Source organism: Streptomyces sp. NBC_00435, from assembly GCF_036014235.1.
In the GTDB taxonomy this organism is placed as follows: Bacteria; Actinomycetota; Actinomycetes; order Streptomycetales; family Streptomycetaceae; genus Streptomyces.
Map to the genome: position 1 here is coordinate 7,251,665 of NZ_CP107924.1, position 20,770 is coordinate 7,272,434.

A 20,770-nucleotide genomic window follows, 5' to 3' on the forward strand; every position below is an offset into this window, starting at 1 on the left:
GTCGATGCGCTGTGATCGTTTTCAGTCAGCGCGGCATCTCACGAGCTGGAGGGGGTGGAACCACGAGGCGAAGGCGCTGTCAGGACACGTGGACTGCATCGGCGTGAAGACCTTCGGCTGCACGGGCGCCGAGGACGCGCTCCGGTACTACTCGAGTCCCCACGCGACCGGTGGACCTCCGACGAGCGGGCAGCGGCTCCGGCGCACTGGGGGAGCGTGGGCCGCGCATCCCGTCCTTCCGCACTACCCCTTGATACGGCGAGTCGTCGATTTCTGGACGTGCTGGCGGGAATGAGTGAGGTGGGTCCCCTTGGAGTTCGCCGCGCCGGAGCGTGTACCGGCACGTACAGGCCCGCACGGGCACGTACAGGCCCGTACCGGCCGATCGTGCGGAATGACTGAACGGGATCCGCACCCCCCACCAGCAGAGGCACCGAGTCCGGCCGTGCCGGAGAGAGCTGTGCGCCATGAACGAACGCCTCATAGGGTTCGTCGAGTGGTACGACCGCGCCACCGGGTGCGGATCCGTCGTCCCTCTCGGCAGCACCATCCCCATCCGTGTCCACCGCGCGGACATCGCGGGGGAGTGCAAGAGCCTCTCCGCAGGGCAGCAGGTCAGTTTCGTCATAGAGCTCGGACCCACCGGGTTCGAAGCCAGACATGTGCTGCCCTGACTCACGAAGAAACGTTGCCTCAAGGTGTGCCCGGTAGGCGCGCCCGCGCACACGCGCCGGATCGCGACGGCATGCGGCGTCGCGCCGGGTGAGTCAGGATGATCCAGGCGTCCGCCTCTCCCTACGCGGGCTCGTAGGGAGTGTGGACATGGCGGGCACCACGCGGGGCAAGGACGTCTCACGACGGCGTTCCGGTCGGGCCTGGCTCCTGGAAGGGCTCCAGGAGCAGAGCGCCCAGCACCCTGGCCCCCACGCCGAGCCCGGACCCGCGCAGCACGGTCACTCCTGGTGGCGGGTGATGTGTCTGACGGGTGTCGACTACTTCTCCACCCTGGGCTACCAGCCGGGCATCGCGGCACTGGCCGCCGGTCTGCTGTCCCCATTGGCCACCGTGGTCCTCATCGCCCTCACGCTGCTGGGGGCGCTGCCCGTCTACCGGCGGGTCGCGGGCGAGAGCCCGCACGGTGAGGGCTCGATCAGCATGCTCGAGCGGCTGCTGCCCTGGTGGTCGGGGAAGCTGTTCGTCCTGGTCCTGCTGGGCTTCGCGGCCACCGATTTCATGATCACCATCACCCTGTCGGCGGCCGACGCCTCCGCCCACGTGGTGGAGAACCCCTTCGCGCCGGGCTGGCTGGACGGCGGGAACACCTGGATCACCCTGGTGCTGATCGGCGCGCTCGGCGCGGTCTTCCTCAAGGGCTTCAAGGAGGCCATCAAGGTCGCCGTCGTCCTGGTGGCCCTCTACCTGGCCCTCAACGTCGTCGTCCTGGCCGCCTCCGCGTGGAAGGTGGTCACCGAACCCCAGAGGATCGGCGACTGGACCACCGCGATGACCGCCGAGCACTCCTCACCACTCGCGATGATCGGCGTCGCCCTGCTGGTCTTCCCCAAGCTGGCGCTGGGCATGTCCGGCTTCGAGACGGGCGTCGCCGTCATGCCGCAGGTCAAGGGCGATGCCAGCGACACCCATGCCAACCCCGCGGGCCGTATCCGGGGCACCCGCAAGCTCCTCACCACCGCCGCCGTGACCATGAGCTGCTTCCTCCTGCTGTCCAGCCTGGCGACCACCTGGCTGATCCCGCAGAAGGAGTTCGAATCCGGCGGCAAGGCCAACGGCCGGGCCCTCGCCTTCCTCGCCCACCAGGAACTCGGCGAGGTCTTCGGCACGCTCTACGACGCCTCGACGATCGCCATCCTCTGGTTCGCCGGCGCCTCGGCCCTCGCCGGCCTGCTCAACCTCGTCCCCCGCTACCTGCCGCGCTACGGCATGGCACCCGAATGGAGCCGGGCGGTCCGCCCGCTCGTCCTCGTCTTCATGGCCATCGCCGTCCTCATCACCCTGTGGTTCAACGCGAGCGTCGACGACCAGTCCGGCGCGTACGCCACCGGCGTCCTTGTCCTGATGCTCTCCGCCGCCTTCGCCTGCTGCGCGGCCGCCCGCAAGGCCGGTCAGCGTGCCGCCGCCTACGGCTTCGGGGCCATCACCGCCGTCTTCGCCTACACCCTCGTCGACAACGTCGCCGAGCGCCCCGACGGCATCAAGATCGCGGCCCTGTTCATCGCCGCCATCATGCTGACCTCCATCGGCTCACGCATCCACCGCTCCTTCGAACTCCGTGCCGCCACCGTCACCCTCGACGCCCGTGCGGCCCGGTTCATCGACGACGCCGCGAGCCAGGGACCGCTCCAGATCATCGCCCACGAGCCGAACGCCAAGAGCCGGGCAGCCGACGCTCCGGACCCGCGCGTCGCCATCGAGTACCGGGCCAAGGAGCAGAGCCAGCGCGACGAGACCCACATCCCCCAGGGCCGGCCCGTCCTCTTCCTCGAGGTCTTCGTCCGCAACTCCTCCGACTTCAAGGCCGACCTCCTCGTCACCGGTACCGAACGCGGCGGCGCCCGCCTGCTCAGGGTCGAGGGGCCCGTCGTCGCCAACACCATCGCCGCCGTCCTGCTGGAGCTGCGCGACCGTACGGAGGAAATCCCCCACGCCTACTTCAACTGGACCGAGGGCCACCCGCTGAGCAACCTCGTACGCTTCCTCGTCTTCGGCGACGGTGAGGTCGCGCCCGTCACCCGCGAAGTCCTGCGCCGCATCGAACCCGACCCCGAGCGCCGGCCGCGCATCCACGTCGGCTGACCCCCGGGCGGTCCGGCCCCGGCCCGGGCGCTGGCCCGAGAGGGTGAAGTGCTCGTGGCCGTGACGGGTGGCCAGTCGATACCGATAAATCGACAACCACATGGTCAGCGAGGGTGGCGGCAGGTCTGCGAACCGCCCTTGGGCGTAGGGGCGACGGCGGCGTCCGGTGGTGGGCCGGGGGGCGCGGTCCTAGCGTCGACGGCATCGGGCGGTGGACGATCCGGGACCGGATCCGGTCCGGCCGCCGTCCGGGATGTGGAGTCGATTATGCGTAGGCGAGCGGGCGCGGCGACGGTCATATCGGCGGCCGCCGTCCTGGCGGCAGCGGCGGCGGTACCGTCGGCGGCGGACCAGGGCCGCAACATCACCTCGTTCGGGTTCGACGTCTCCCCTTCGTCGGTGGCACCCGGAGGGCGGGTGACCCTGAGCGCGACGGGCTGTGAGGTCCCCTCGGTGAAGGTCACCTCCGGGATCTTCGACGACACGGTCCTCGAAGAGGGCCGGCCCGCGACGGTGAGCATTGATCACGAGGCCCGCCCCGGTGCCCAGTACCAGGTGACGTTCGACTGCAAGGGGGAGAAGGGCACCACGACCCTGACGGTCAGTGCCGGTCGCCACCGGGGGGTCAAGGCCGGTGAGGGCGCGACCGCGGTCTCGCCCGGCGGCTGGACCGGAACGGGCGCCGTACTTCTCTCGGCGGGCCTGCTGGGCGGCTTCTACGTCATGCGCCGCAAGTCCCGCAACGGCGCCTGATCCGCACCCTCAGCCGCGTTCCGGCCGCCGGGCCGCCCGACGGTGCCGGACCAAGAGAAGGGGAAGGGCCCGGTGCACGGCCGACTCTCTCCCGGAGACACCAAGACCCTGGGCCGGCTGGCTCTGTGCGTGCTCGCGGGGCTCTGGATGCTCAGCCACCCCGCGCCGCCGGCACCCGCGCCTCCCGCCCCGGTCGCCGGGTACGCCTCCGGCACGGCGTCAGCACCTGATGCCGCTCCGGCGCTGCCGGCCTCCCGCCCGGCACGCGTCGCCATCCCGACGCTGGACATCGACGCCCCCGTCACCGCGGTGGGCCTGGACGACGAGGGCTGGATGCGTGCCCCCGACTCCTCCGATCCGGGTCTCGCCGGCTGGTTCACCGGCTCGGTCACGCCGGGCGAGCGGGGCACGTCCGTCATCGACGGGCACGTCGACACCACGAGAGGACCGGCCGTCTTCCACCGGCTGGGCGCGGTCGAAACCGGAGCCCGCGTCACCGTCACCCGTGAGGACGCCAGCACCGCACGCTTCACCGTCTACCGCGTGGAGAGCGTGCCCCGGGAGACGTTCCCCGCCGACCGGGTCTACGGCGACACCGGACAACCGGAACTGCGGCTGATCACCTGCGGCGGCACGTACAGCAAGAGCCACGGTTACACCGACAACGTGATCGTCTACGCCTACCTCGACCGCTGACGGGCAGGCGCTCGTCGTGGCGGAGGTGAGGGCGGGCGGTGTCAGTGTCCGGCGACGGCCTTGACCACCGCGACCGCCGTCCCGATCGCCGCGTCGATCGCGCCCGCGATCAGCGCGAACACCGTCCCCCCGCCCATGCGGATCCCGCCGTAGCACCCCCAGGCGAACAGGGTGGCGACGTTGACCCCGGCTGCCGTGAGCAGGGCCGTTTCCAGGCCCATCGCCCCCAGTGCCGAGGCGCCGATCAGAACGAGCGGGCCCACCGCGGACAGCAGCAGCGGGCTGCTGACGAAGAGCATCGCGCGCAGTTCCCGCCCCCGGGCGAGAGCACCGTGCGTCACGCGATGGGCCTGCTGGTCCGCGACCAGCGCGGCGAGCCACAAGCCCGCCGAGGCGGTCGCGACCGTCGCGGCGGCGCCGAGGACCTCCACGTGGCTGCTGCTCGCGAGCCCGATGACGACGGAGATCATGGTGATCGTCGCGTAGAGCCGCTCCTTGAGGTGCGCGGCGGCCGTCTCCGTGCGCATGGCGTCCGCCGTATGTTCCCTCACGAATCCCACCGTAGGGCGCGGCCGTGCCGGGTACCGGGAACAACACCGGATCTTGCCGCACGCCACGCCACGCCGCGTCAGGCCGCCGAGTGATGGGCGGGCCGTGGTGGGACCTCCACCGGGGCGGACCGTCCGGGGGAGGTGGGTGCAGCCCGGCCGATGTCTGCAGGCCGATGGCGCGGAGGTTCATGTCGGCCAGGGCGGCGAACGGGTCTCGCCGGACCGGTCAACACGGCTCGTGTGCAGGCGAGTTAGTTGATCACTCGGCTCTCCTTCGCAAATCCCGCACAGCATGCCAAAGCCCGCTCCATTACCGGAATCGAGTATTTCGGTTCCTCTACGCGCGTCCGATCCGCCGACCTTCCGTCGGAACCCACAACGGGGGAACCGTTGGTTTGGGTCATCTCCCACACATGTTCGTCCGGTGATACCGAACGAGCCATCGTGTGGAGAGAATCCCGGCCAGCGGGCAGTGACGGGGCACCCCCTCGGCCCGAAGCGACATGAGCCGTAGCGGAATCCAATGGAATTCAGGGGAACACACCCGTGCGACGAAGGATTTTCGGGCAGACCGCCACAGCAGTCGTACTCGGTCTGCTGGTCCCACTGTCCGGATGCGGGACGTCCGCGGGCGGTACGGGCGGCGGCCGGCCCCTGCGCCTGGTGGCCGCCGAGTACGGCGACAGCCCGGCCACGGGTTCGGAGGCCTACTGGTCGAAGGTGACCGGGGAGTTCACCGCCGCCAACCCGGGCATCGAGGTCGAGGTCGAACTGCTTCCGTGGGCCGACATCGACCGCGAGGTCACCAGGATGGTGAAGGACGGCAAGGCGCCGGACATGGCCCTCATGGGTTCCTACTCGGACTTCGCCGCGCAGGACAGGCTCTACTCCGCGGACGAACTCCTCTCGGTCGGCGCCGAGGCGAACTTCCTCGCCCCGCTCGCCGAGGCGGGATCCGCCGGCAGCACCCTCTACGGTCTGCCGTTCGTGGCGAGCAGCCGCCTGCTCTTCTACAACGAGGCGCTCTTCGTCAAGGCCGGCGTCAAGGCCCCCAGAACCTGGAGCGAACTCAAGGCCGCCGCCAAGGCACTCAAGGCCAAGGGAGTGGAGTACCCGTACGCCCTGCCCCTGGGCCCGGAGGAGGCCCACGCCGAGGCGATGATCTGGGAGCTCAGCAACGGTGGAGGGTACGCAGACAGCGGCGGCAACTACAGCCTGGCCTCCGAACGGAACATCAAGACGTGGAAATGGGTGAAGGACCAGCTGGTCGCCCCCGGGCTGACCGGACCCGTGCCACCGTCCCAGCTCAACCGCGCCGACGCCTTCGCCGCGTTCCTGCGCGGTGAGGTCGGCATGCTCAACGGCTACCCGTCGCTCTACCACGAGGCGCGGGCCAAGGGCATCGACGTCGGCACGGTGGCGATGCCGGTCTCGGACACCCTCGGATCCACGGAGGCCCCGCCGGCGGTGGGGGTGGCCGACTGGATGATGGCGTTCAAGCAGAACGGCAAACGCGCCGAGATCGGCAAGTTCCTGGAGTTCGTCTACCGGGACGAGAACCTCGCGGCCTTCGCGGGCCGTTACCACCTGCTGCCCTCCACCGTCTCGGCCTCGCGCGCCCTGGCCGGCGGCGGAGGCATGGACAGGACCGACACCGAGTTCCTGACCGCGCTGCGCAGCGCCCAGCTCTACCCCGTCAACGACCCGTCGTGGATGGCGGTCAGCGACACCATCAAGCGCAACATCGGCCGTGCGGTGGAGCCGGGCGGAGACCCGGAGGCGGTCCTCGAGGACATGGCCGCGAAGGCGAAGCGGGCCGGCGAGGAGCGCTGACGCCGGTCCCGTCCACCGGACACCGCCGGCCCGGCCGCGCGCGGGCCGTCCTCCCGTGGATCCGGGCCGAGGTCGACCGCTACCACCGGCTCGCGCAGCAGATGTGATCCGGCGCCGACCCCGGCCGCACGACGGGCCTACCGTCCGCGGTGGCGGGAGATGCGGGAGCGGTGTCCGGACGGGGCGGGTGGGGCCAGGGTGAACGTCACCGTGATGTGCGCACCTCCGAGCGGTCCCCGGGTGATGCGCATGGTGCCGCCCGTCGCGCTCGCGGCCCGTTGGGCGATGTCGAGCCCCAGTCCGGTGGAACCGGTGCTGCTGCCGCGGGAGGGGGCCCGGTCCGGATCCGGGATGCCCGGTCCGCCGTCCTCCACGACCAGTTCCACGGCTTGGGCCGTGCGCATGACGCGGATGCCGAAGGGGGCCCCGGCGGGGGTGTGGCGGAACACGTTCCCGATGAGCGCGTCCACCACGGCGGCGACGTCGTCGTCGGAGAGGGCGACGGCCGTCGGCTCCTGGGTGAGGTCGAGGCAGCAGGACCGGCCCTGGTCGGCGACGAGTTCGCGTTCGACGGCGAGCAGCTCGGTCATCCGGTGGGCCATCGCGTTGAAGGCGACACCCGCGTCCCGCAGCTCCGTGGGGCCCATGGGCTCCACGCGGGTGTCCAGGTCGCCCTGGCCGAGCGCGCGGGACGCCTGCGCGAGTCTCCTGGAGGAGCGGACGACCTTCGAGCCGAGCCGGTCGGTGACCAGGACGGAGCCGGCGATCAGCCCCACCGCGAGAAAGGCCATCACCGCCCACGACTCCTTCACCCCGCGGGTGAGTTCCGCTTCGGGCACGAAGTTCTCGATGACGGCCACCTCGTCACCCGGCAGCACCACCGGCTGCAGGCAGATCCAACCGTCCGGGACCTCCTGCGAGATCGACTCGCGTCCCCGCTGCGCCCGTTCGAGGACGAACAGGAGCGCGCCGGCCGCCATGCGGCTGCGGCGCCCGCCGCGGGCGTCCGCCAGGTCGGCGACCGACAGGCTGGTCACGTAGCTGAGGTAGCCCGGTACGAGCGGCAGCACGCACGGCGAGGAAGGAGAGGAGCCCCGCGACGAAGGCCACCGGGGCCGCGACAAGGACCGTTCCGTTGACGAGGGAGGAGGGGTCCGCGGCCGCGGTGAGCGGCCAGTGCACGAGGGCCGTCACCCTTCCTCCTCCACCACGCGGGCGAGCAGGGGCCGCAGTTGCCCGGCGGTGACGGCGCCGCCGATGGCTACGGCGATCCGCCCCTGGCGGTCGATCACGAGGGTCGAGGGCAGGGCCCGCGGATTGAGCACCGAGGGAGGGAAGCGGAGCAGGAGCTCGCCGGTGGGGTCGTGGAGGCTGGGAAAGGTCAGGTCGTGCGCGCGTACGAAGGACTGTGCCGCGGCCCGGTCCCGGTCCCGGGTGTTGATCCCGAGGAACTGGACCCCCTGACCCCGGGCACGGCCCCGTCCGGCCCGCCGGCCGGCGCCCTGCCACCGCCCGTCCAGACGCCGGTCAGGAACAGGCCCGCCGCCACCGCGAGGCCGGCCCCGGCCGGGACGGCGGCCGCCCGGACCCCTCTTCTCACGGAGCCCACTTGCGCAGGAAGGAGTTGATGCCCTCCGGCGTCAGGGGCGGGTTGCCCGTGACGTGGGTGTCGGTACGCGGAGTGCCGGAGGGCGGGACGACCACCAGCACGGGCATCGTGTACGTCCCGCCCGAAGGGCTGTACTTGCGCAGGAGCGCGGAGTTGGCGGAGCTGTCGCCGCCGATGTCGACCTTGACGAGGTGGTACGAGGCCCCGAGGATCGCCGAGGTCTCCGGTTGGGCGAACACCTTGTCGGCGGCCTTGCAGCTGCCGCACCAGTTCGCGCCGAAGTCGAGCAGCACCATCCGCCCGTCGGACTTGGCCGCGCGCAGGGCGGCGTCGATCAGCTTCTGCGCGTCGGCCGAACTGTCGTAGCCGGGGCCGGGCACGTGGGCCGGCGCGGGCGCGGCGGAGGTCCGCGGCGCCTTGGCGGGCGTCTTGGCCGAGCCGCCGGACCCGGACGGGGACGCGGAGCCGGAGCCGGTACGGGCGGGGCTCGGCGAGGCGCCGGCCGGGGTGGCGGACGCGGAGGGCGGGGCCGACGCGGTCGCGGACGCCTCGGGGGAGGTGCTCGCCGATGTCGTCCCGGCGGGGAGCGACGTCGAGGACTGCTGGGCGCCGGCCGGCGCGGCGGACCCGACGGGATCGGAGGAAGGCCCGCACGCGGCGGTCAGCGCGGCCGCCAACACGGCCGTGGCGACCAGCGGAAGGCGCATCCCGAGGGGCGCGACGGAGCGGGGAGGCGTCGTACGGCGTTCGGCGCGGACGGATCGGAGCATGCGAGAACTCATGGCGAAGACACCCCAAGGCAAGGTTCGGACTGCGGGACGGGCTGAGCGCACCCCGGCGGAGAAACCGGGGCCCGACGGTTCACCGGGGCTCGCGCCCGGTGCCGGAGGCCGTTCGGCTGACGCGAGCATAGGACCGCTCGGGGCCCGCGGAACCGCGTCGGCGCGATCTTGAGGTTGCCCTAAGGAACAGCTCATCCGCCGCTTCGGCGGAACCCGGTCCATGAGCACGCACAGGGCTGTGAACTACGGTGAAATGGGTGGAAATTGGCTTATCGGTGCGAACCGGCTGCAGAGACCGACTTCAGAACGAGGTCTCACGAACGCTGGCCTTGGCCCCCGGGACGACCGTCGCCGTGATCACCGACCGGTGGTCGCCACTGGTGAACGTGACCGTGAGGGTGTCGTCGGCGCTCTGCGAGGTGGTCGCCTTGAAGCCGGGGCTGGGGACCGCCGAGATCAGGCACACGCCCCGGCTCCCGTACCGGACCGTGACCTTGCCGCCCTGCGAGCGGACGGTGTACAGGCCCGCCCCGCCGTGCTCGCAGTCGACGCCGGTCTTCGGCGCGCTGGTCCTGGGGGTGCTCGACGAGGCCTTGGCGCGGGAGGGAGTGGCGGGCGAGGAGGAGGGCGGCTGTGTCACCGCGGCGGAAGGGCTCACGGAGGCGGTCGTGGCCGGGGAGCCCTGGTCCGGCGCCGCACTGCCCGCCTGCCAGGCGGGGGGCGTGTCGATGACCACGGGGGCGGAGCGCGCGACCGGGGGCGTATGCCCGGTGGACCCGACCACGAACTGGACCGTGCCGAGCACGGCGGTCACGCTGGCCGCCGTGCACGACAGCCATATGAGCAGGTAGCGCGGAGTTCGGGGCACGGCCCCATAGTGGCCGACGCGCCGGGCTGCCCGACACCGGCTCCCCCTGAATGCCGCCGGCCGCCCGGTGGGGGAACCGGCGGCGTACGTAGGTCCCGGGGGGAACGCCGACGTCCCCCGTCCCCGTGTTCGGGGCGGGGGACGTGCCGGCGCCGGCCGGGCGGCGGGCCGGGGGCTCCGCTACTTCCCGGTGCCGAAGTCCTGCGTCCACCACGGGCCGCCGTCGCCCATGTGGACGCCTATGCCGATGTCCCGGTACTCACAGTTGAGGATGTTCTCCCGGTGCCCGGAGCTGTTCATCCAGGAGTTCATGACCGAATCGGCGTCGTCCTGCCCGCGGGCTATGTTCTCACCGAGGCTGGACCACTTGTATCCGGTGGCCTCCACCCGGCTGGTCATGCTGGACCCGTCGGGTCCGGTGTGCGACATGACGCCGCTACGGGCCATCGTGTCGCTGTACGTCCGCGCGGCGGTGCTCAGCTTCGCGTTCATCGCCACGGGGCCGCACCCGGCCGCCGCCCGCTCCTTGTTGACCAGGGCGAGGACCGCGGACTCGGCATTGCTGTTGACCGTGCCCGAGCCACCGGAACCGCCGGCACCGCCCGAGCCGAAAACGCTCGATCCACCAGAACCACCGGAACCGCCTGAACCACTGGAACCGCCTGAACGACCGGCGCCTGAACCACCGAAAACGCCCGAACCACCGAAACCGCCGCCCTTGCGGGGAGAGGGTTTGGGTGCCGGCTTGGCCGGAGCGCTGCTCGACGGCGTCGGGGAAGCGGCCGGAGGGGGCGATGTCGCGGCTCCGGCGCCGGGCGTCCCGGACGGGATCACGTCGGTCGAGGCCGATGCCCCGGGGGTGGCCGCCGGTGTCGCCGAACCCGTGGCGGACGTCGTACCGGCCGCGGCGTCGGCCCGCTGGTCCGTGCGGTCGACACCGCTGGAGGCAGCCACCGCGACCCCGACCGCCACGGACGCGGCAGCCGCGGTGACGGACAGCACGATGCGCGCGCGCATCGTCTTCTTCCGTCGCGCCTCGACGCGGGACGGGGGTGCGGGATATCGGCTGCCGATCATGCAGGTAACACCTCACTGAAACCGGGGAGGGCGGGGGACTTCCCGCATCGTAGGCCTGTGACCAGCGTAAAGACCGAAGTCTAAGGGTTCTTCAGGATCCCCTAAGGAAGCCCGAAGAATCCGAACAGGGACGAGCCGGGCAAAGGTCCCAACTCGGCCCCGCACCCCGTGTCCCGCGCCCCTGCCCGGCCACGGAAAACGGATTGTGGCGTCGCCGCACGGACCGTAAGGATTTGCCCCATGGGACATCTGGAAGCCTCGCACCTGGAGTACTACCTGCCGGACGGGCGGGTGTTGCTCGGCGACGCCTCGTTCAGGGTGGGGGAGGGGTCGGTTGCGGCCCTGGTCGGCGCCAACGGTGCCGGAAAGACGACGCTGCTGCGGCTGATCTCCGGGGAACTGCAGCCGCACGGGGGGAGCGTCAACTCCAGCGGCGGCATCGGGGTCATGCACCAGTTCGTCGGCTCGGTGCGTGACGACCGCACGGTGCGCGACCTGCTGGTATCGGTGTCCCAGCCGCGGATCCGGGAAGCCGCGGCCGCCGTGGACACGGCCGAGCACCTGATCATGACGGTGGACGACGAGGCCGCGCAGATGAAGTACGCGCAGGCCCTCAGCGACTGGGGCGAGGCCCGCGGGTACGAGGCCGAGACGGTCTGGGACATGTGCACCATGGCGGCCCTCGGCATCCCCTACGACCGGGCCCAGTTCCGCGAGGTGCGAACGCTGTCCGGCGGCGAGCAGAAACGCCTCGTCCTGGAGGCCCTCCTGCGGGGTCCGGAGGAGGTGCTCCTGCTGGACGAGCCGGACAACTACTTGGACGTCCCCGGCAAGCGGTGGCTGGAGGAGCGGCTGAGGGAGACCCGCAAGACGGTGCTCTTCATCTCGCACGACCGGGAGCTCCTGGCACGGGCCGCGCGGCGGATCGTCGCGGTGGAGCCCGGTCCGGCCGGATCCGACGTGTGGGTGCACGGCGGGGGCTTCGGGACCTTCCACCAGGCGCGGGAGGAGCGGTTCGCGCGCTTCGACGAACTGCGCCGGCGCTGGGACGAGAAGCGGGCCCAGCTGAAGCGGCTGGTGCAGGACCTCCAGCAGTACGCAGCGCGCAGCGACGACATGGCTTCGCGCTACCAGGCGGCCAGGACCCGGCTGCGCAAGTTCGAGGAGATCGGTCCGCCGCCCGAGCCGCCGCGCAAGCAGGACATCCGGATGCGCCTGCAGGGCGGCCGGACCGGCGTACGGGCCGTGGTGTGCGAGGACCTGGAACTCACGGGACTGATGAAGCCGTTCTCCATGGAGGTCTTCTACGGGGAACGCGTCGCGGTCCTCGGCTCGAACGGCTCGGGGAAGTCCCACTTCCTCCGGCTGCTGGCGGGTGAGGACGTCAGGCACCGGGGCGGGTGGAAGCTCGGTGGACGGGTGGTACCGGGGCACTTCGCCCAGACGCACTCCCACCCCGAGTTGATGGGCCGCACCCTGGTCGACACCCTCTGGACGGAACACGCCAAGGACCGGGGCGGGGCGATGTCGGCACTGCGGCGGTACGAGTTGGAACGCCAGGGCGACCAGCCCTTCGACAAGCTGTCGGGCGGTCAGCAGGCACGGTTCCAGATCCTGCTGCTCGAGCTGGCCGGGACCACGGCGCTGCTCCTGGACGAGCCGACGGACAACCTGGATTTGGAGTCGGCGGAAGCATTGCAGGAGGGGCTCGAGGCATACGAGGGTACGGTGCTGGCGGTGACGCACGACCGCTGGTTCGCGCGTTCCTTCGACCGCTACGTGGTCTTCGGCTCGGACGGCGTCGTCCGGGAGACCACGGAGCCGGTATGGGAAGAGCGCCGGGTCGAACGGGTCCGCTGAGCGGCCTGGGGACGGGTGGTTCAGCGGCCGCCGTCGGTGGCGAAGTCGGTGGCGAAGTCGGGCAGTTCGGTGGAGAGCAGTTCTTCGGCGCCGTGGTCGAGGAGCCGCTGCATCTCGATCGAACGGGGCAGCATGGTCTTCTCGTAGGCACGGACCGCGTCCTCGACGGTGTCGCGGTCCGCGAGGGCGAGGGCGAGTTCGCAGGCGTCGAACATGGCGAGGTTGACGCCGACCCCGAGCGGGGGCATCAGATGGGCGGCGTCGCCGAGCAGGGTGACGGTCGGGTCGTGGTCCCAGGTGTGCGGGACGGGCAGGGCGTGGATGGGGCGGTCGACGTAGCGGCCGTCGTTGTCGGCGATCAGGCGGCGCAGGGCCGGTGACCAGTCGCGGTACCGGTCCAGGAGGACCGCCCGGACCGCGGCGGTGTCCTGGACCGTCAGGCCGCTCGAGGCGATCCAGTCGGCGGGGACGCGCTGGATGACGTAGACGCGGACGTGGCCGCCACTGGCACGCTGGGCGAACAGGCCGCGCTCGCCGTCGGCCGCGGCCGCGCTGCCCCGGCCGACGAGTTCGGCGATCTCGGGGTGCCGGGCTTCGACGTCGTGGAACCAGGCTTCGAGGAAGCTGACACCGCTGTACCGGGGGGTGGCCGGGGAGACGGCGCGGCGGACCATGGACCAGGCGCCGTCGGCGCCGATGACGAGGTCGGCTTCGACGGTGGTGCCGTCGGCGAAGCGCAGCTGCCTGGGGCCTTGTGCGGGGCCGTCGACGGAGCGGAGGGTGTGTCCCCAGCGGACGGTGCCGGGCCGGAGCGAGTTCAGGAGGAGGTCGCGGAGCAGGCCGCGGTCGATCTCGGGCTTGAAGAGTTCGCCTTCTCCGGGGGTGTGGTGGAAGAGGACCGTGCCGGCCGGGTCCAGCTGGCGCATCTCCTGCCCCTCGGGCCGGGACAGGCGGAAGAACTCCTCCAGGAGTCCGGCTTCGCGCAGGGCGATCTGACCGTTGTCCTCGTGCAGGTCGAGGGTGCCGCCCTGGTCGCGGACGTCCGGACCGGTTTCGTGGTCGTAGACGGTGGCACGGATGCCGTGCTGCTGGAGGATACGGGCGCAGGTCAGCCCGCCCGGGCCGGCGCCGATGACGGCGATGCGGGGCATGGTGCGAGTGGCGTTCATGAAGGTGCTCCGTTCGTGGCGCGCGGTACTGCGCCGTTGCTGTTCTGGTTGCTGTTGCTGTTGCTGTGCGCGGCTGCGATCGCTTCAGCGGGCCGCGGTGACAGGGATCTTGTACCTGCCGGTGGCACGGAGGCGGTCATGCCCTGGTACTTGCCGCGCTCACGCGGCGGCACGAGGGTTCCGATGAGGGCGAAGGCGCCGCGCCGATACCAACGGCGGCCGAGTTCGCCGTCGATCGTGGGCATCGCGTAGCTGACGACCATGCTGCTGTCGAGCATCGACAGCAGCATGGCGAGCACGTGGACATGGCTGATCACTCCTTTCGGACATGGAGGGGCGAGGTGAGGAAAGGGGGCGGGTGGAGCATCACGGTGCCGTCCCAGAAAAACACACCAGCACACTTAGTGCAACCGTTACACTTTTTGAGTCGTATAGCTTTTGAGGTGCCCCTGGGTGCGGGCGTGCGTCAGCCGGAGCGCTCGACGCGCGCGAGCCACTCGACGAGGAGGGCGCGCAGGAGTTCCGGTTGCTCATGGGGAAGGGCGTGTCCCGCGTCATCGGCCACGGCGAGCGTGGCGTGCGGGTAGTGGTCGACGAGGTCGGCGGCGGCGGCGTACCCGACCGTCGAGTCCATCCGCCCTGCCACGATCAGGGTCGGATTCGCATAGGCCGGCGCGCGGACGGGAGCGAGTGTCCACTGTTCGCCGATCCGCTCCAGCGCCGACTCGTCGACGAGCGCCGCGGCCGGGGCGACGTAGCGCTCGTACCGTTCGAGCATCTCCGGGGTCTGGATCACGAAGTAGCTCCGGAAGACTTCGTCGCCCAGCCCGCCCGGTCCGGCGACGACGCGGTGCTCCGGCACCTCGCGCGATCCCGGCAGCAATGGACAGACGAGCGCCAGACCGGCGACCTCCGCCGGGCGTCTCGCGGCCATCGCCTGCGCGAAGTACGCGCCGGCCGAGTGGCCGACCAGGAGGTACGGGGTCCCGCCGGTCACCTCGTCCGCGAAGGCGAGCAGCGTGTCGAGGACGTCGTCGGCGCTGCGCAGCGTCCCGGGAGCGGTGGTCCGGCCCATTCCGGGGAGATCGGGGTAGATCCGCCGTAGCCCCGAAGCGCCGTCGAGAAGCGGTTCGAAGCACGCCTCGGGCTCGCGGTGGTCGACGCCGGCGCCGTGCAGGACCAGTACGGGGCGGCCGGTCCCGTGCTCCACGTAGTGGACCGTCATCTGGCCCGCCTGGCCGTCATGACCCATCTGTCCCGCCCGGCCCACGCGGATCTCCATCCCCGCATGCTAAACGGGCGGGCGCCGCGGCGACGGGAAGCCCGCCGGAGGGGGGAAGGGCCCCGCGGCGAACTGACCGCAGGTGACGCCGGTTTCGTCCTCCCGCCGCGACCGCCGGGCAGCCCGGGCTGTGCGCGATTCATTGACAGGAGGTGAACGCGGCTGGAGTCTGAGAGCGCTCTCAAGCGTCAGCGTCAGTGCGTACGTCCCGCTGCCAGGGCACCCCCCCACCTGAGGAGAAGGAACATGTTCCGATTGTCGAAGCTCCTTGCATCCGCACTCTCGGCACTGGTGGTCGCCGCGGGCCTGGCGGTCCTCGGCCCGCCGGAGTCCGCCGAGGCCGTACCGGTGACCATCCCGCTCACGATCAAGAACAACTCGGGACGCGGTGAGCCGGTCTACGTCTACAACCTGGGCACCCTGCTCGCGACGGGTCAGCAGGGCTGGGCCGACGCGGGCGGTACCTTCCACCCGTGGCCCGCCGGGGGCAATCCCCCCACCCCGGCGCCCGACGCGTCGATCGCCGGACCGGCCGACGGTCAGACCAGGACGATCCGGATGCCCAAGTTCTCCGGGCGCGTCTACTTCTCCATCGGCCAGAAGATCGTCTTCAAGCTCAGCACCGGCGGCCTGGTGCAGCCTGCCGTGCAGAACCCCTCGGACCCGAACCGCGACATCCTGTTCAACTGGTCCGAATACACCCTCAACGACGCCGGCCTGTGGATCAACAGCACTCAGGTCGACATGTTCTCGGCTCCGTACGCGGTGGGCGTCAAGGCGGCCGGCGGCACGGTCGTGAACACCGGCCGGCTCAAGCCCGGCGGCTACAACGCGGTCTTCGGCCAGCTGCGTTCGGCCGGCTGGGGAGGGCTGATCCAGAATCGCCCCGACGGCACGCCGTTGCGAGCGCTCTCGCCGGGGCACGGCATCGAGGCGGGCGCAATACCGGCCGGTGTCATGAACGACTACGTCAACCGGGTCTGGAGCAAGTACAGCTCCTCGACGCTCACCGTGACGCCGTTCGCGAACGAGCCGAACACCAAGTACTACGGCCGGGTCTCGGGCAACGTCATGAACTTCACCAACGCTTCGGGAGCGGTGGTCACCAGCTTCCAGAAGCCGGACTCCGACAGCATCTTCGGCTGCTACAAGCTGCTGGACGCACCCAACGACCTGGTCCGCGGACCGATCTCCCGCACCCTGTGCGCGGGATTCAACCGGTCGACGCTGCTGACCAACCCCGGCCAACCCGACGCGAACGGCTCCGACTTCTACCGGGACGCCGTCACCAACCACTACTCCCGCGTCATCCACGCGCAGATGGCCGACGGCAGGGCGTACGGCTTCGCCTTCGACGACGTGGGTGCCCACGAGGCGCTGGTGCACGACGGCAGTCCGCAAGAGGCCTTCATGACGCTGGAGCCGTTCAACTAGGGCCTGTGTGATGTCGTGATCAACTGCTGGGTTCTGCCCTCTTCAAGGGGTCGATTCCGGTAGGACTGTGGTGGTGACGCGTAGGCAACTGACCCATGCCCAGTGGAAGTTCATCGAGCCGTATCTGCCGATCGGTAGGTACGGTCCGTATCCGGAGCGGTTGCGGGAGCAGTTCGAGGGTGTGATCTGGCGGTTCCGCTCCAGTGGTCAGTGGCGGGAGATGCCTGCCGAGTTCGGTTCCTGGGCCACTGTCTACGGGCGCTTCCGCGTGTGGCGGGACGCCGGTGTGTTCACGGCCCTGCTGGAGGGCTTGATCGCCGAGGGTGCCCGGGCGGGCAGGACGGATTTGTCGCTGGTCAGCGTGGACTCCACCACGGTCCGCGCTCACCACGATGCCGCGGGGATGCGCGTCAGCAAGCACCTGATGAAGGCCCTGGAGGAAGCCGTGGAGGAGCAGGTGACGGCCCGGCAAAAGGGGGCGGCGCGGAGGAACAGAACGGACTGGACGAACGTCGGCGCATCCGGCGCCGACGCAGGCTCCGCCTGAAGGAAGCCCTGCTCGGCCGGTCCCGGGGCGGCCTTACGAGCAAGATTCATCTCGCTGTGGACCGCCGGTGTCGTCCGCTGGCGCTGGTCCTGACTGCCGGGCAGGCCGGGGACAGCCCGCAGTTCGTCCCCGTGCTCGCGAAGGTGCGAGTCCGCCTGCCGGTCGGCCGTCCCCGCACGACGCCTGGTGCGGTCGCCGCGGATAAGGCGTACTCGTCCCGCGGCAACCGCGCCTACCTGCGCAAACGCGGAATCAAGGCCGTCATCCCGGAGAAGAAGGACCAGGCCGCCAACCGCAGGAAGAAGGGCGCACGAGGCGGCCGGCCCGTCAGCCACGACGCCGACCTCTACAAGGAACGGAACACCGTCGAGCGCCTGATCAACAAGCTGAAAGCCTGGCGAGGCATCGCCACCCGCTACGACAAAACCCCAGGCAGCTACCTCGCCGGCCTCCACCTCCGCGCCGCAATGATCTGGATCGACGACCTCCTCAAAACCGCCGACTGATCACAACCCCACACACGCCCTAGGTCGGGACCGCGCGACCAGGGACCGCGGGACCGGGGAAACCTGGAGACCGGGGTCGGGGCGCCCGCCCGTTCGTCCCGTGGGGCGGACGGACGGACGGGCGGGCGCCGGCGTGCCGAGACGGCCTTACGAGGGGACGTAGCGCGTCCGTTCGGGTGGCGTCACCGCTTGGGCGTCGCAAGTGCCGCTGGAGGCGCGTGGGTCCGTGCTGTGCTGTGGCCACGGCCGGATGACGGTCGTTCGCGGGCCCGCCCGCTGTTCGTGGCAGGTACGGCCCCAACAGCGAAGGAGAAGTGATGTCGCGTCACCGGAAGAATCGGTGCAGCGGAAGCGTCATCGGCCAACTGCTGGCCTGTGCCGTCTTGTTGATCGTCACCCTGCTGGACGTCTCCGGGGCCCATGCCGCTGCCGTCCACTCCAAACAGAGCCCCGACTGGGACGCCATCGCGCAGTGCGAATCCAGCGGAAACTGGCGGGCGAACACCGGGAACGGCCATTACGGCGGTCTGCAGTTCACCCAGTCGAGCTGGAACGCGGCAGGCGGGCGCAAGTACGCACCGCGCGCCGACCTCGCCACGAAGGCGGAGCAGATCGCGACCGCGAGGAGACTCGCCAGGATCCAGGGCATGGACGCCTGGACCTGCGCACGCCGCCGCTGACGGGAACGCCCTCCTCGCCGCTGGAACGGTCAGGCCCGGTTGGCCACGAGGACCGGCATCGTCCCGGCGGCGAACAGGCCGATGGCGATGACGATGCCGATCACGACGACGATCACGATGCCGATCACGACGACGATCACGACGACGGCGAGGGCCAGGGCGACGGGATCGAGGCGGTCAAGTCGGCGTGCCCGCAACGTCGGTGGGCGGGTGGGGGCTCACGTGGGCGATGACGAGGGCGACATCGTCGGCGGCGTCGGGGTGCCGTAGCGCGTCCAGGAGTCGGTCACAGGTTGCCTCCGGGGAGAGTCCGGGATCGGAGAGGAGGCTGAGGAGCAGGTCGAGCCGGTCGTCCAGGGGTTCGTCGCGGGTTTCGACGAGGCCGTCGGTGTACAGGACCAGTCGGTCGCCGGGTACCAGGTCGAGGAGGGTGGTCTCGAAGTCGGCGCGGCCGAGGCCGCCCGTGCCGAGCGGGACGCCGACGGGGAGGTCCAGGAGTTCGGGGGCTCGTCCTGACCGGACGACGACAGGTGGTGGATGTCCGGCGAGGGCGACGCGACAGCGGGAGCGGTGCGGGTCCCAGGTGGCGTAGACGCAGGTCGCGATGGTCCGGTCGAGTTCGCTGGTGATGTGGTCGAGGTGGCGCAGGACTCGGGCCGGATCGAGGCCGAGGTCCGCCAAGGTGCGGGTAGCGGTGCGCAGTTGCCCCATGGTGGCGGCGGCGTGCACCCCGTGGCCCATGACGTCGCCGACCACGAGAGCGGTCTTGTCCTTGGACTGCGGGATCACGTCGAACCAGTCGCCGCCGATGCCGATGGCCGCCGACGCGGGCTGGTAGCGGTAGGCGATCTGGAGGCCGGCGACCCGGGGCGGAGGATGCGGAAGGAGGTGGCGCTGAAGGGTCAGGGCGGTCCCGTTGGCGTGCTGGTACCAGCGTGCGTTGTCGATGGCGATGGCGGCGCGGGTGGCCAGCTCGCCGGCCAGGGTGACGTCGTCGTGGTCGAAGGGGAGCGGATTGCGGGTGCGCAGGAGGCCGAGGACGCCGAGGACCTGTCCGCGGGCGGTCAGCGGGACGGCCAGGTAGGAGTGCGCGCCCTCCTGGGCCAGGAGGTCCGCGGCGGCCGCGTCGCGCGCGATGTGCTCCAGGTCCGGTCCGGTGACGTGCGACACCAGGACGGGCCGCCCGGTGTTCACGCAGCGGGTGACCAGGCGCTCGGCCGGGTAACTGGTGCGCTCGCCCACCGGGTCCGCGGCGCGGACCGAGGCCGTCTCGTAGGAAGTCGCCACCGCCAGGGCCATGAAGAGGGCCTGGTCCGTCCCGTGGCCGGGCGCCGTGGCCGCGCCACCCTCCAGGACGGAGTCGAGCACGTCCACCGAGGCGACGTCGGCCAGATCGGCCACGACGAGGGAGGCGAGTTCGCGGGCCGTGCGCTCCAGGTCGAGGGTGGTCCCGACGGTGACCGACGCCCGTGCGACGAGGTCCAGGCGCCTACGGGCCTCGGCGGCCTCCTTGGCCGCGTGGTAGCTGTCCGTGACGTCCACGACCATCAGGGCGACGCCGATCACCCGGCCGCCGGGATCCTCCAGCCGGTAGTACGAGCCCGACCAGGCGTGGTCCCGGCCCGGGTCGGCGGGGGTGCGCCCGATGGCGTACTGGTCCAGCAGCGGTACGCCGGTGTCCAGGACCTGGCGCATGGAGGCTTCGATCACGTCGGTGTCCAGGAACGGCAGCGCCTCGCGGACGGTACGGCCGAGGTGCTCCCCGGCGGGCCTGCCGTTGATCCGCTCCAGTGTCGGGTTGACCAGGACGTAGCGCAGGTCGGTGTCCAGTACGGCCAGTCCGAGCGGGGACTGTGCGACCAGAGGCACCGACAGCGCCAGGTCCCGTTCCACGCCCCGCAGGACGGCCTCGTCGCAGGCGATCCCCAGGGCGTAGACACCCCCGTGCTCGTCCTGGAGCCGCATGTTGCGGAACTCCACCAGTCTCGTGGAGCCGTCCCTGTGCCGTACGGGAAAGACGCCCGCCCAGGCGCCGTCGCCCGCCATGACCTTGGCGAACAGTTCGAGGACGAGGTCGACGTACTCGTCGGCCACCAGCAGCTCGGCCGCGTAGCTGCCCAGTGCCTCCTCGGCCGACCAGCCGAACAGTTCCTGGGCCTGGGGGCTCCACAGGGTGATCCGTCCCGAGGCGTCCAGGACCACCGCGGCCACGCTCAGGACGTCCAGGAGACCGCCCGGTTCGGAGGGGACCACTCCCACGGGGGCGGGCTCGGCACGGAACGTCCCGGAGGCGACCACGACCGGACCTC

General features: G+C 71.0%; 19 protein-coding genes and 2 pseudogenes. 9 read left to right on the plus strand and 12 right to left on the minus strand.

The window, feature by feature from the left end; genetic code table 11:
* The first annotated feature begins 467 nt into the window (after positions 1 to 467).
* The 4 genes from OG389_RS32675 to OG389_RS32690 all read left to right on the plus strand — a co-directional run bounded on the left by OG389_RS32675 (position 468) and on the right by OG389_RS32690 (position 4,263).
* Positions 468 to 674 (plus strand): cold shock domain-containing protein, encoded by a 207-nt coding sequence (locus tag OG389_RS32675; protein ID WP_328302355.1) that lies wholly within the window; start codon positions 468 to 470, stop codon positions 672 to 674.
* A 148-nt stretch (positions 675 to 822) separates the two neighbouring features.
* A complete protein-coding gene (locus OG389_RS32680; protein ID WP_328302357.1) occupies positions 823 to 2,814 on the plus strand; it encodes an amino acid transporter in 1,992 nt (663 codons plus the stop codon).
* Positions 2,815 to 3,081: 267 nt separating this feature from the next.
* Positions 3,082 to 3,567: a hypothetical protein gene (locus OG389_RS32685; RefSeq protein WP_328302359.1), complete on the plus strand. Its 486-nt coding sequence runs from the start codon at positions 3,082 to 3,084 to the stop codon at positions 3,565 to 3,567.
* Between the two features lie 72 nt (positions 3,568 to 3,639).
* Entirely contained in the window at positions 3,640 to 4,263 is a 624-nt protein-coding gene (locus OG389_RS32690) for a class F sortase (protein ID WP_328302362.1), read from the plus strand.
* A 41-nt stretch (positions 4,264 to 4,304) separates the two neighbouring features.
* On the opposite strand, the gene OG389_RS32695 is transcribed toward OG389_RS32690, so the two are convergent.
* Positions 4,305 to 4,814, minus strand: a complete 510-nt coding sequence (locus tag OG389_RS32695; protein WP_328302364.1) for a hypothetical protein — start codon at positions 4,812 to 4,814, stop codon at positions 4,305 to 4,307.
* 546 nt (positions 4,815 to 5,360) lie between these two features.
* Between OG389_RS32695 and OG389_RS32700 the strand changes: the two genes are divergently transcribed.
* The gene (locus OG389_RS32700; RefSeq protein ID WP_328302366.1) at positions 5,361 to 6,647 is read left to right on the plus strand and encodes an extracellular solute-binding protein; all 1,287 of its coding nucleotides are present in this window, start codon (positions 5,361 to 5,363) and stop codon (positions 6,645 to 6,647) included.
* 137 nt (positions 6,648 to 6,784) lie between these two features.
* On the opposite strand, the gene OG389_RS32705 is transcribed toward OG389_RS32700, so the two are convergent.
* The 6 genes and pseudogenes from OG389_RS32705 to OG389_RS32725 form a co-directional block, all read right to left on the minus strand.
* Positions 6,785 to 7,660, minus strand: a complete 876-nt coding sequence (locus tag OG389_RS32705) for a HAMP domain-containing sensor histidine kinase (RefSeq protein ID WP_443059483.1) — start codon at positions 7,658 to 7,660, stop codon at positions 6,785 to 6,787.
* A gap of 177 nt (positions 7,661 to 7,837) precedes the next feature.
* Positions 7,838 to 7,972, minus strand: a complete 135-nt coding sequence (locus OG389_RS36900; RefSeq protein ID WP_443059377.1) for a TlpA family protein disulfide reductase — start codon at positions 7,970 to 7,972, stop codon at positions 7,838 to 7,840.
* Positions 7,973 to 8,167, minus strand: a pseudogene (locus OG389_RS36905) (TlpA family protein disulfide reductase); the annotation flags it as partial.
* Between the two features lie 76 nt (positions 8,168 to 8,243).
* The gene (locus OG389_RS32715) at positions 8,244 to 9,026 is read right to left on the minus strand and encodes a thioredoxin family protein (RefSeq protein WP_328302370.1); all 783 of its coding nucleotides are present in this window, start codon (positions 9,024 to 9,026) and stop codon (positions 8,244 to 8,246) included.
* A 313-nt stretch (positions 9,027 to 9,339) separates the two neighbouring features.
* The gene (locus OG389_RS32720; RefSeq protein ID WP_328302372.1) at positions 9,340 to 9,906 is read right to left on the minus strand and encodes a hypothetical protein; all 567 of its coding nucleotides are present in this window, start codon (positions 9,904 to 9,906) and stop codon (positions 9,340 to 9,342) included.
* A 180-nt stretch (positions 9,907 to 10,086) separates the two neighbouring features.
* Complete coding sequence (locus tag OG389_RS32725; RefSeq protein WP_328302374.1) at positions 10,087 to 10,983, minus strand: CAP domain-containing protein; 897 nt, start codon at positions 10,981 to 10,983, stop codon at positions 10,087 to 10,089.
* Between the two features lie 240 nt (positions 10,984 to 11,223).
* Here OG389_RS32725 and OG389_RS32730 point away from each other — a divergent pair, with 240 nt between their 5' ends.
* Positions 11,224 to 12,843: an ABC-F family ATP-binding cassette domain-containing protein gene (locus OG389_RS32730; RefSeq protein ID WP_328302376.1), complete on the plus strand. Its 1,620-nt coding sequence runs from the start codon at positions 11,224 to 11,226 to the stop codon at positions 12,841 to 12,843.
* Positions 12,844 to 12,863: 20 nt separating this feature from the next.
* Here the strand turns inward: OG389_RS32730 and OG389_RS32735 are convergent, their stop codons facing one another.
* From OG389_RS32735 to OG389_RS32745, 3 genes are all read right to left on the minus strand, one after another.
* Positions 12,864 to 14,012, minus strand: coding sequence for an FAD-dependent oxidoreductase (locus OG389_RS32735; protein WP_328302378.1), 1,149 nt, complete (start codon positions 14,010 to 14,012; stop codon positions 12,864 to 12,866).
* Entirely contained in the window at positions 14,009 to 14,311 is a 303-nt protein-coding gene (locus OG389_RS36910) for a hypothetical protein (protein WP_443059378.1), read from the minus strand. The genes OG389_RS32735 and OG389_RS36910 overlap by 4 nt, the downstream gene beginning before the upstream one ends.
* Positions 14,312 to 14,478: 167 nt before the next feature.
* Positions 14,479 to 15,294, minus strand: a complete 816-nt coding sequence (locus OG389_RS32745) for an alpha/beta fold hydrolase (RefSeq protein ID WP_328302380.1) — start codon at positions 15,292 to 15,294, stop codon at positions 14,479 to 14,481.
* Positions 15,295 to 15,540: 246 nt separating this feature from the next.
* On the opposite strand from OG389_RS32745, the gene OG389_RS32750 reads away from it, so the two are divergent.
* The 3 genes and pseudogenes from OG389_RS32750 to OG389_RS32760 all read left to right on the plus strand — a co-directional run bounded on the left by OG389_RS32750 (position 15,541) and on the right by OG389_RS32760 (position 18,461).
* A complete protein-coding gene (locus OG389_RS32750) occupies positions 15,541 to 16,728 on the plus strand; it encodes a glycoside hydrolase family 64 protein (RefSeq protein ID WP_328302382.1) in 1,188 nt (395 codons plus the stop codon).
* A gap of 73 nt (positions 16,729 to 16,801) precedes the next feature.
* A pseudogene (locus OG389_RS32755) lies at positions 16,802 to 17,781 on the plus strand (IS5 family transposase).
* 317 nt (positions 17,782 to 18,098) lie between these two features.
* A complete protein-coding gene (locus tag OG389_RS32760; RefSeq protein ID WP_328302384.1) occupies positions 18,099 to 18,461 on the plus strand; it encodes a transglycosylase family protein in 363 nt (120 codons plus the stop codon).
* A 29-nt stretch (positions 18,462 to 18,490) separates the two neighbouring features.
* Here the strand turns inward: OG389_RS32760 and OG389_RS32765 are convergent, their stop codons facing one another.
* Both OG389_RS32765 and OG389_RS32770 read right to left on the minus strand, forming a co-directional pair.
* Positions 18,491 to 18,658, minus strand: coding sequence for a hypothetical protein (locus OG389_RS32765; RefSeq protein ID WP_328302386.1), 168 nt, complete (start codon positions 18,656 to 18,658; stop codon positions 18,491 to 18,493).
* Entirely contained in the window at positions 18,639 to 20,759 is a 2,121-nt protein-coding gene (locus OG389_RS32770; protein ID WP_328302388.1) for a SpoIIE family protein phosphatase, read from the minus strand. The genes OG389_RS32765 and OG389_RS32770 overlap by 20 nt, the downstream gene beginning before the upstream one ends.
* Positions 20,760 to 20,770: the final 11 nt, after the last annotated feature.

What these genes read in the sequence shown, in the direction of transcription:
- OG389_RS32735 (WP_328302378.1), bottom strand. Translation starts at nt 14,012, where the DNA reads ATGAACGCCACTCGCACCATGCCCCGCATCGCCGTCATCGGCGCCGGC.
- OG389_RS32725 (WP_328302374.1), bottom strand. Translation starts at nt 10,983, where the DNA reads ATGATCGGCAGCCGATATCCCGCACCCCCGTCCCGCGTCGAGGCGCGA.
- OG389_RS32680 (WP_328302357.1), top strand. Translation starts at nt 823, where the DNA reads ATGGCGGGCACCACGCGGGGCAAGGACGTCTCACGACGGCGTTCCGGT.
- OG389_RS32715 (WP_328302370.1), bottom strand. Translation starts at nt 9,026, where the DNA reads ATGCTCCGATCCGTCCGCGCCGAACGCCGTACGACGCCTCCCCGCTCC.
- OG389_RS32675 (WP_328302355.1), top strand. Translation starts at nt 468, where the DNA reads ATGAACGAACGCCTCATAGGGTTCGTCGAGTGGTACGACCGCGCCACC.
- OG389_RS32750 (WP_328302382.1), top strand. Translation starts at nt 15,541, where the DNA reads ATGTTCCGATTGTCGAAGCTCCTTGCATCCGCACTCTCGGCACTGGTG.
- OG389_RS32745 (WP_328302380.1), bottom strand. Translation starts at nt 15,294, where the DNA reads ATGGAGATCCGCGTGGGCCGGGCGGGACAGATGGGTCATGACGGCCAG.
- OG389_RS32685 (WP_328302359.1), top strand. Translation starts at nt 3,082, where the DNA reads ATGCGTAGGCGAGCGGGCGCGGCGACGGTCATATCGGCGGCCGCCGTC.
- OG389_RS32730 (WP_328302376.1), top strand. Translation starts at nt 11,224, where the DNA reads ATGGGACATCTGGAAGCCTCGCACCTGGAGTACTACCTGCCGGACGGG.
- OG389_RS32760 (WP_328302384.1), top strand. Translation starts at nt 18,099, where the DNA reads ATGTCGCGTCACCGGAAGAATCGGTGCAGCGGAAGCGTCATCGGCCAA.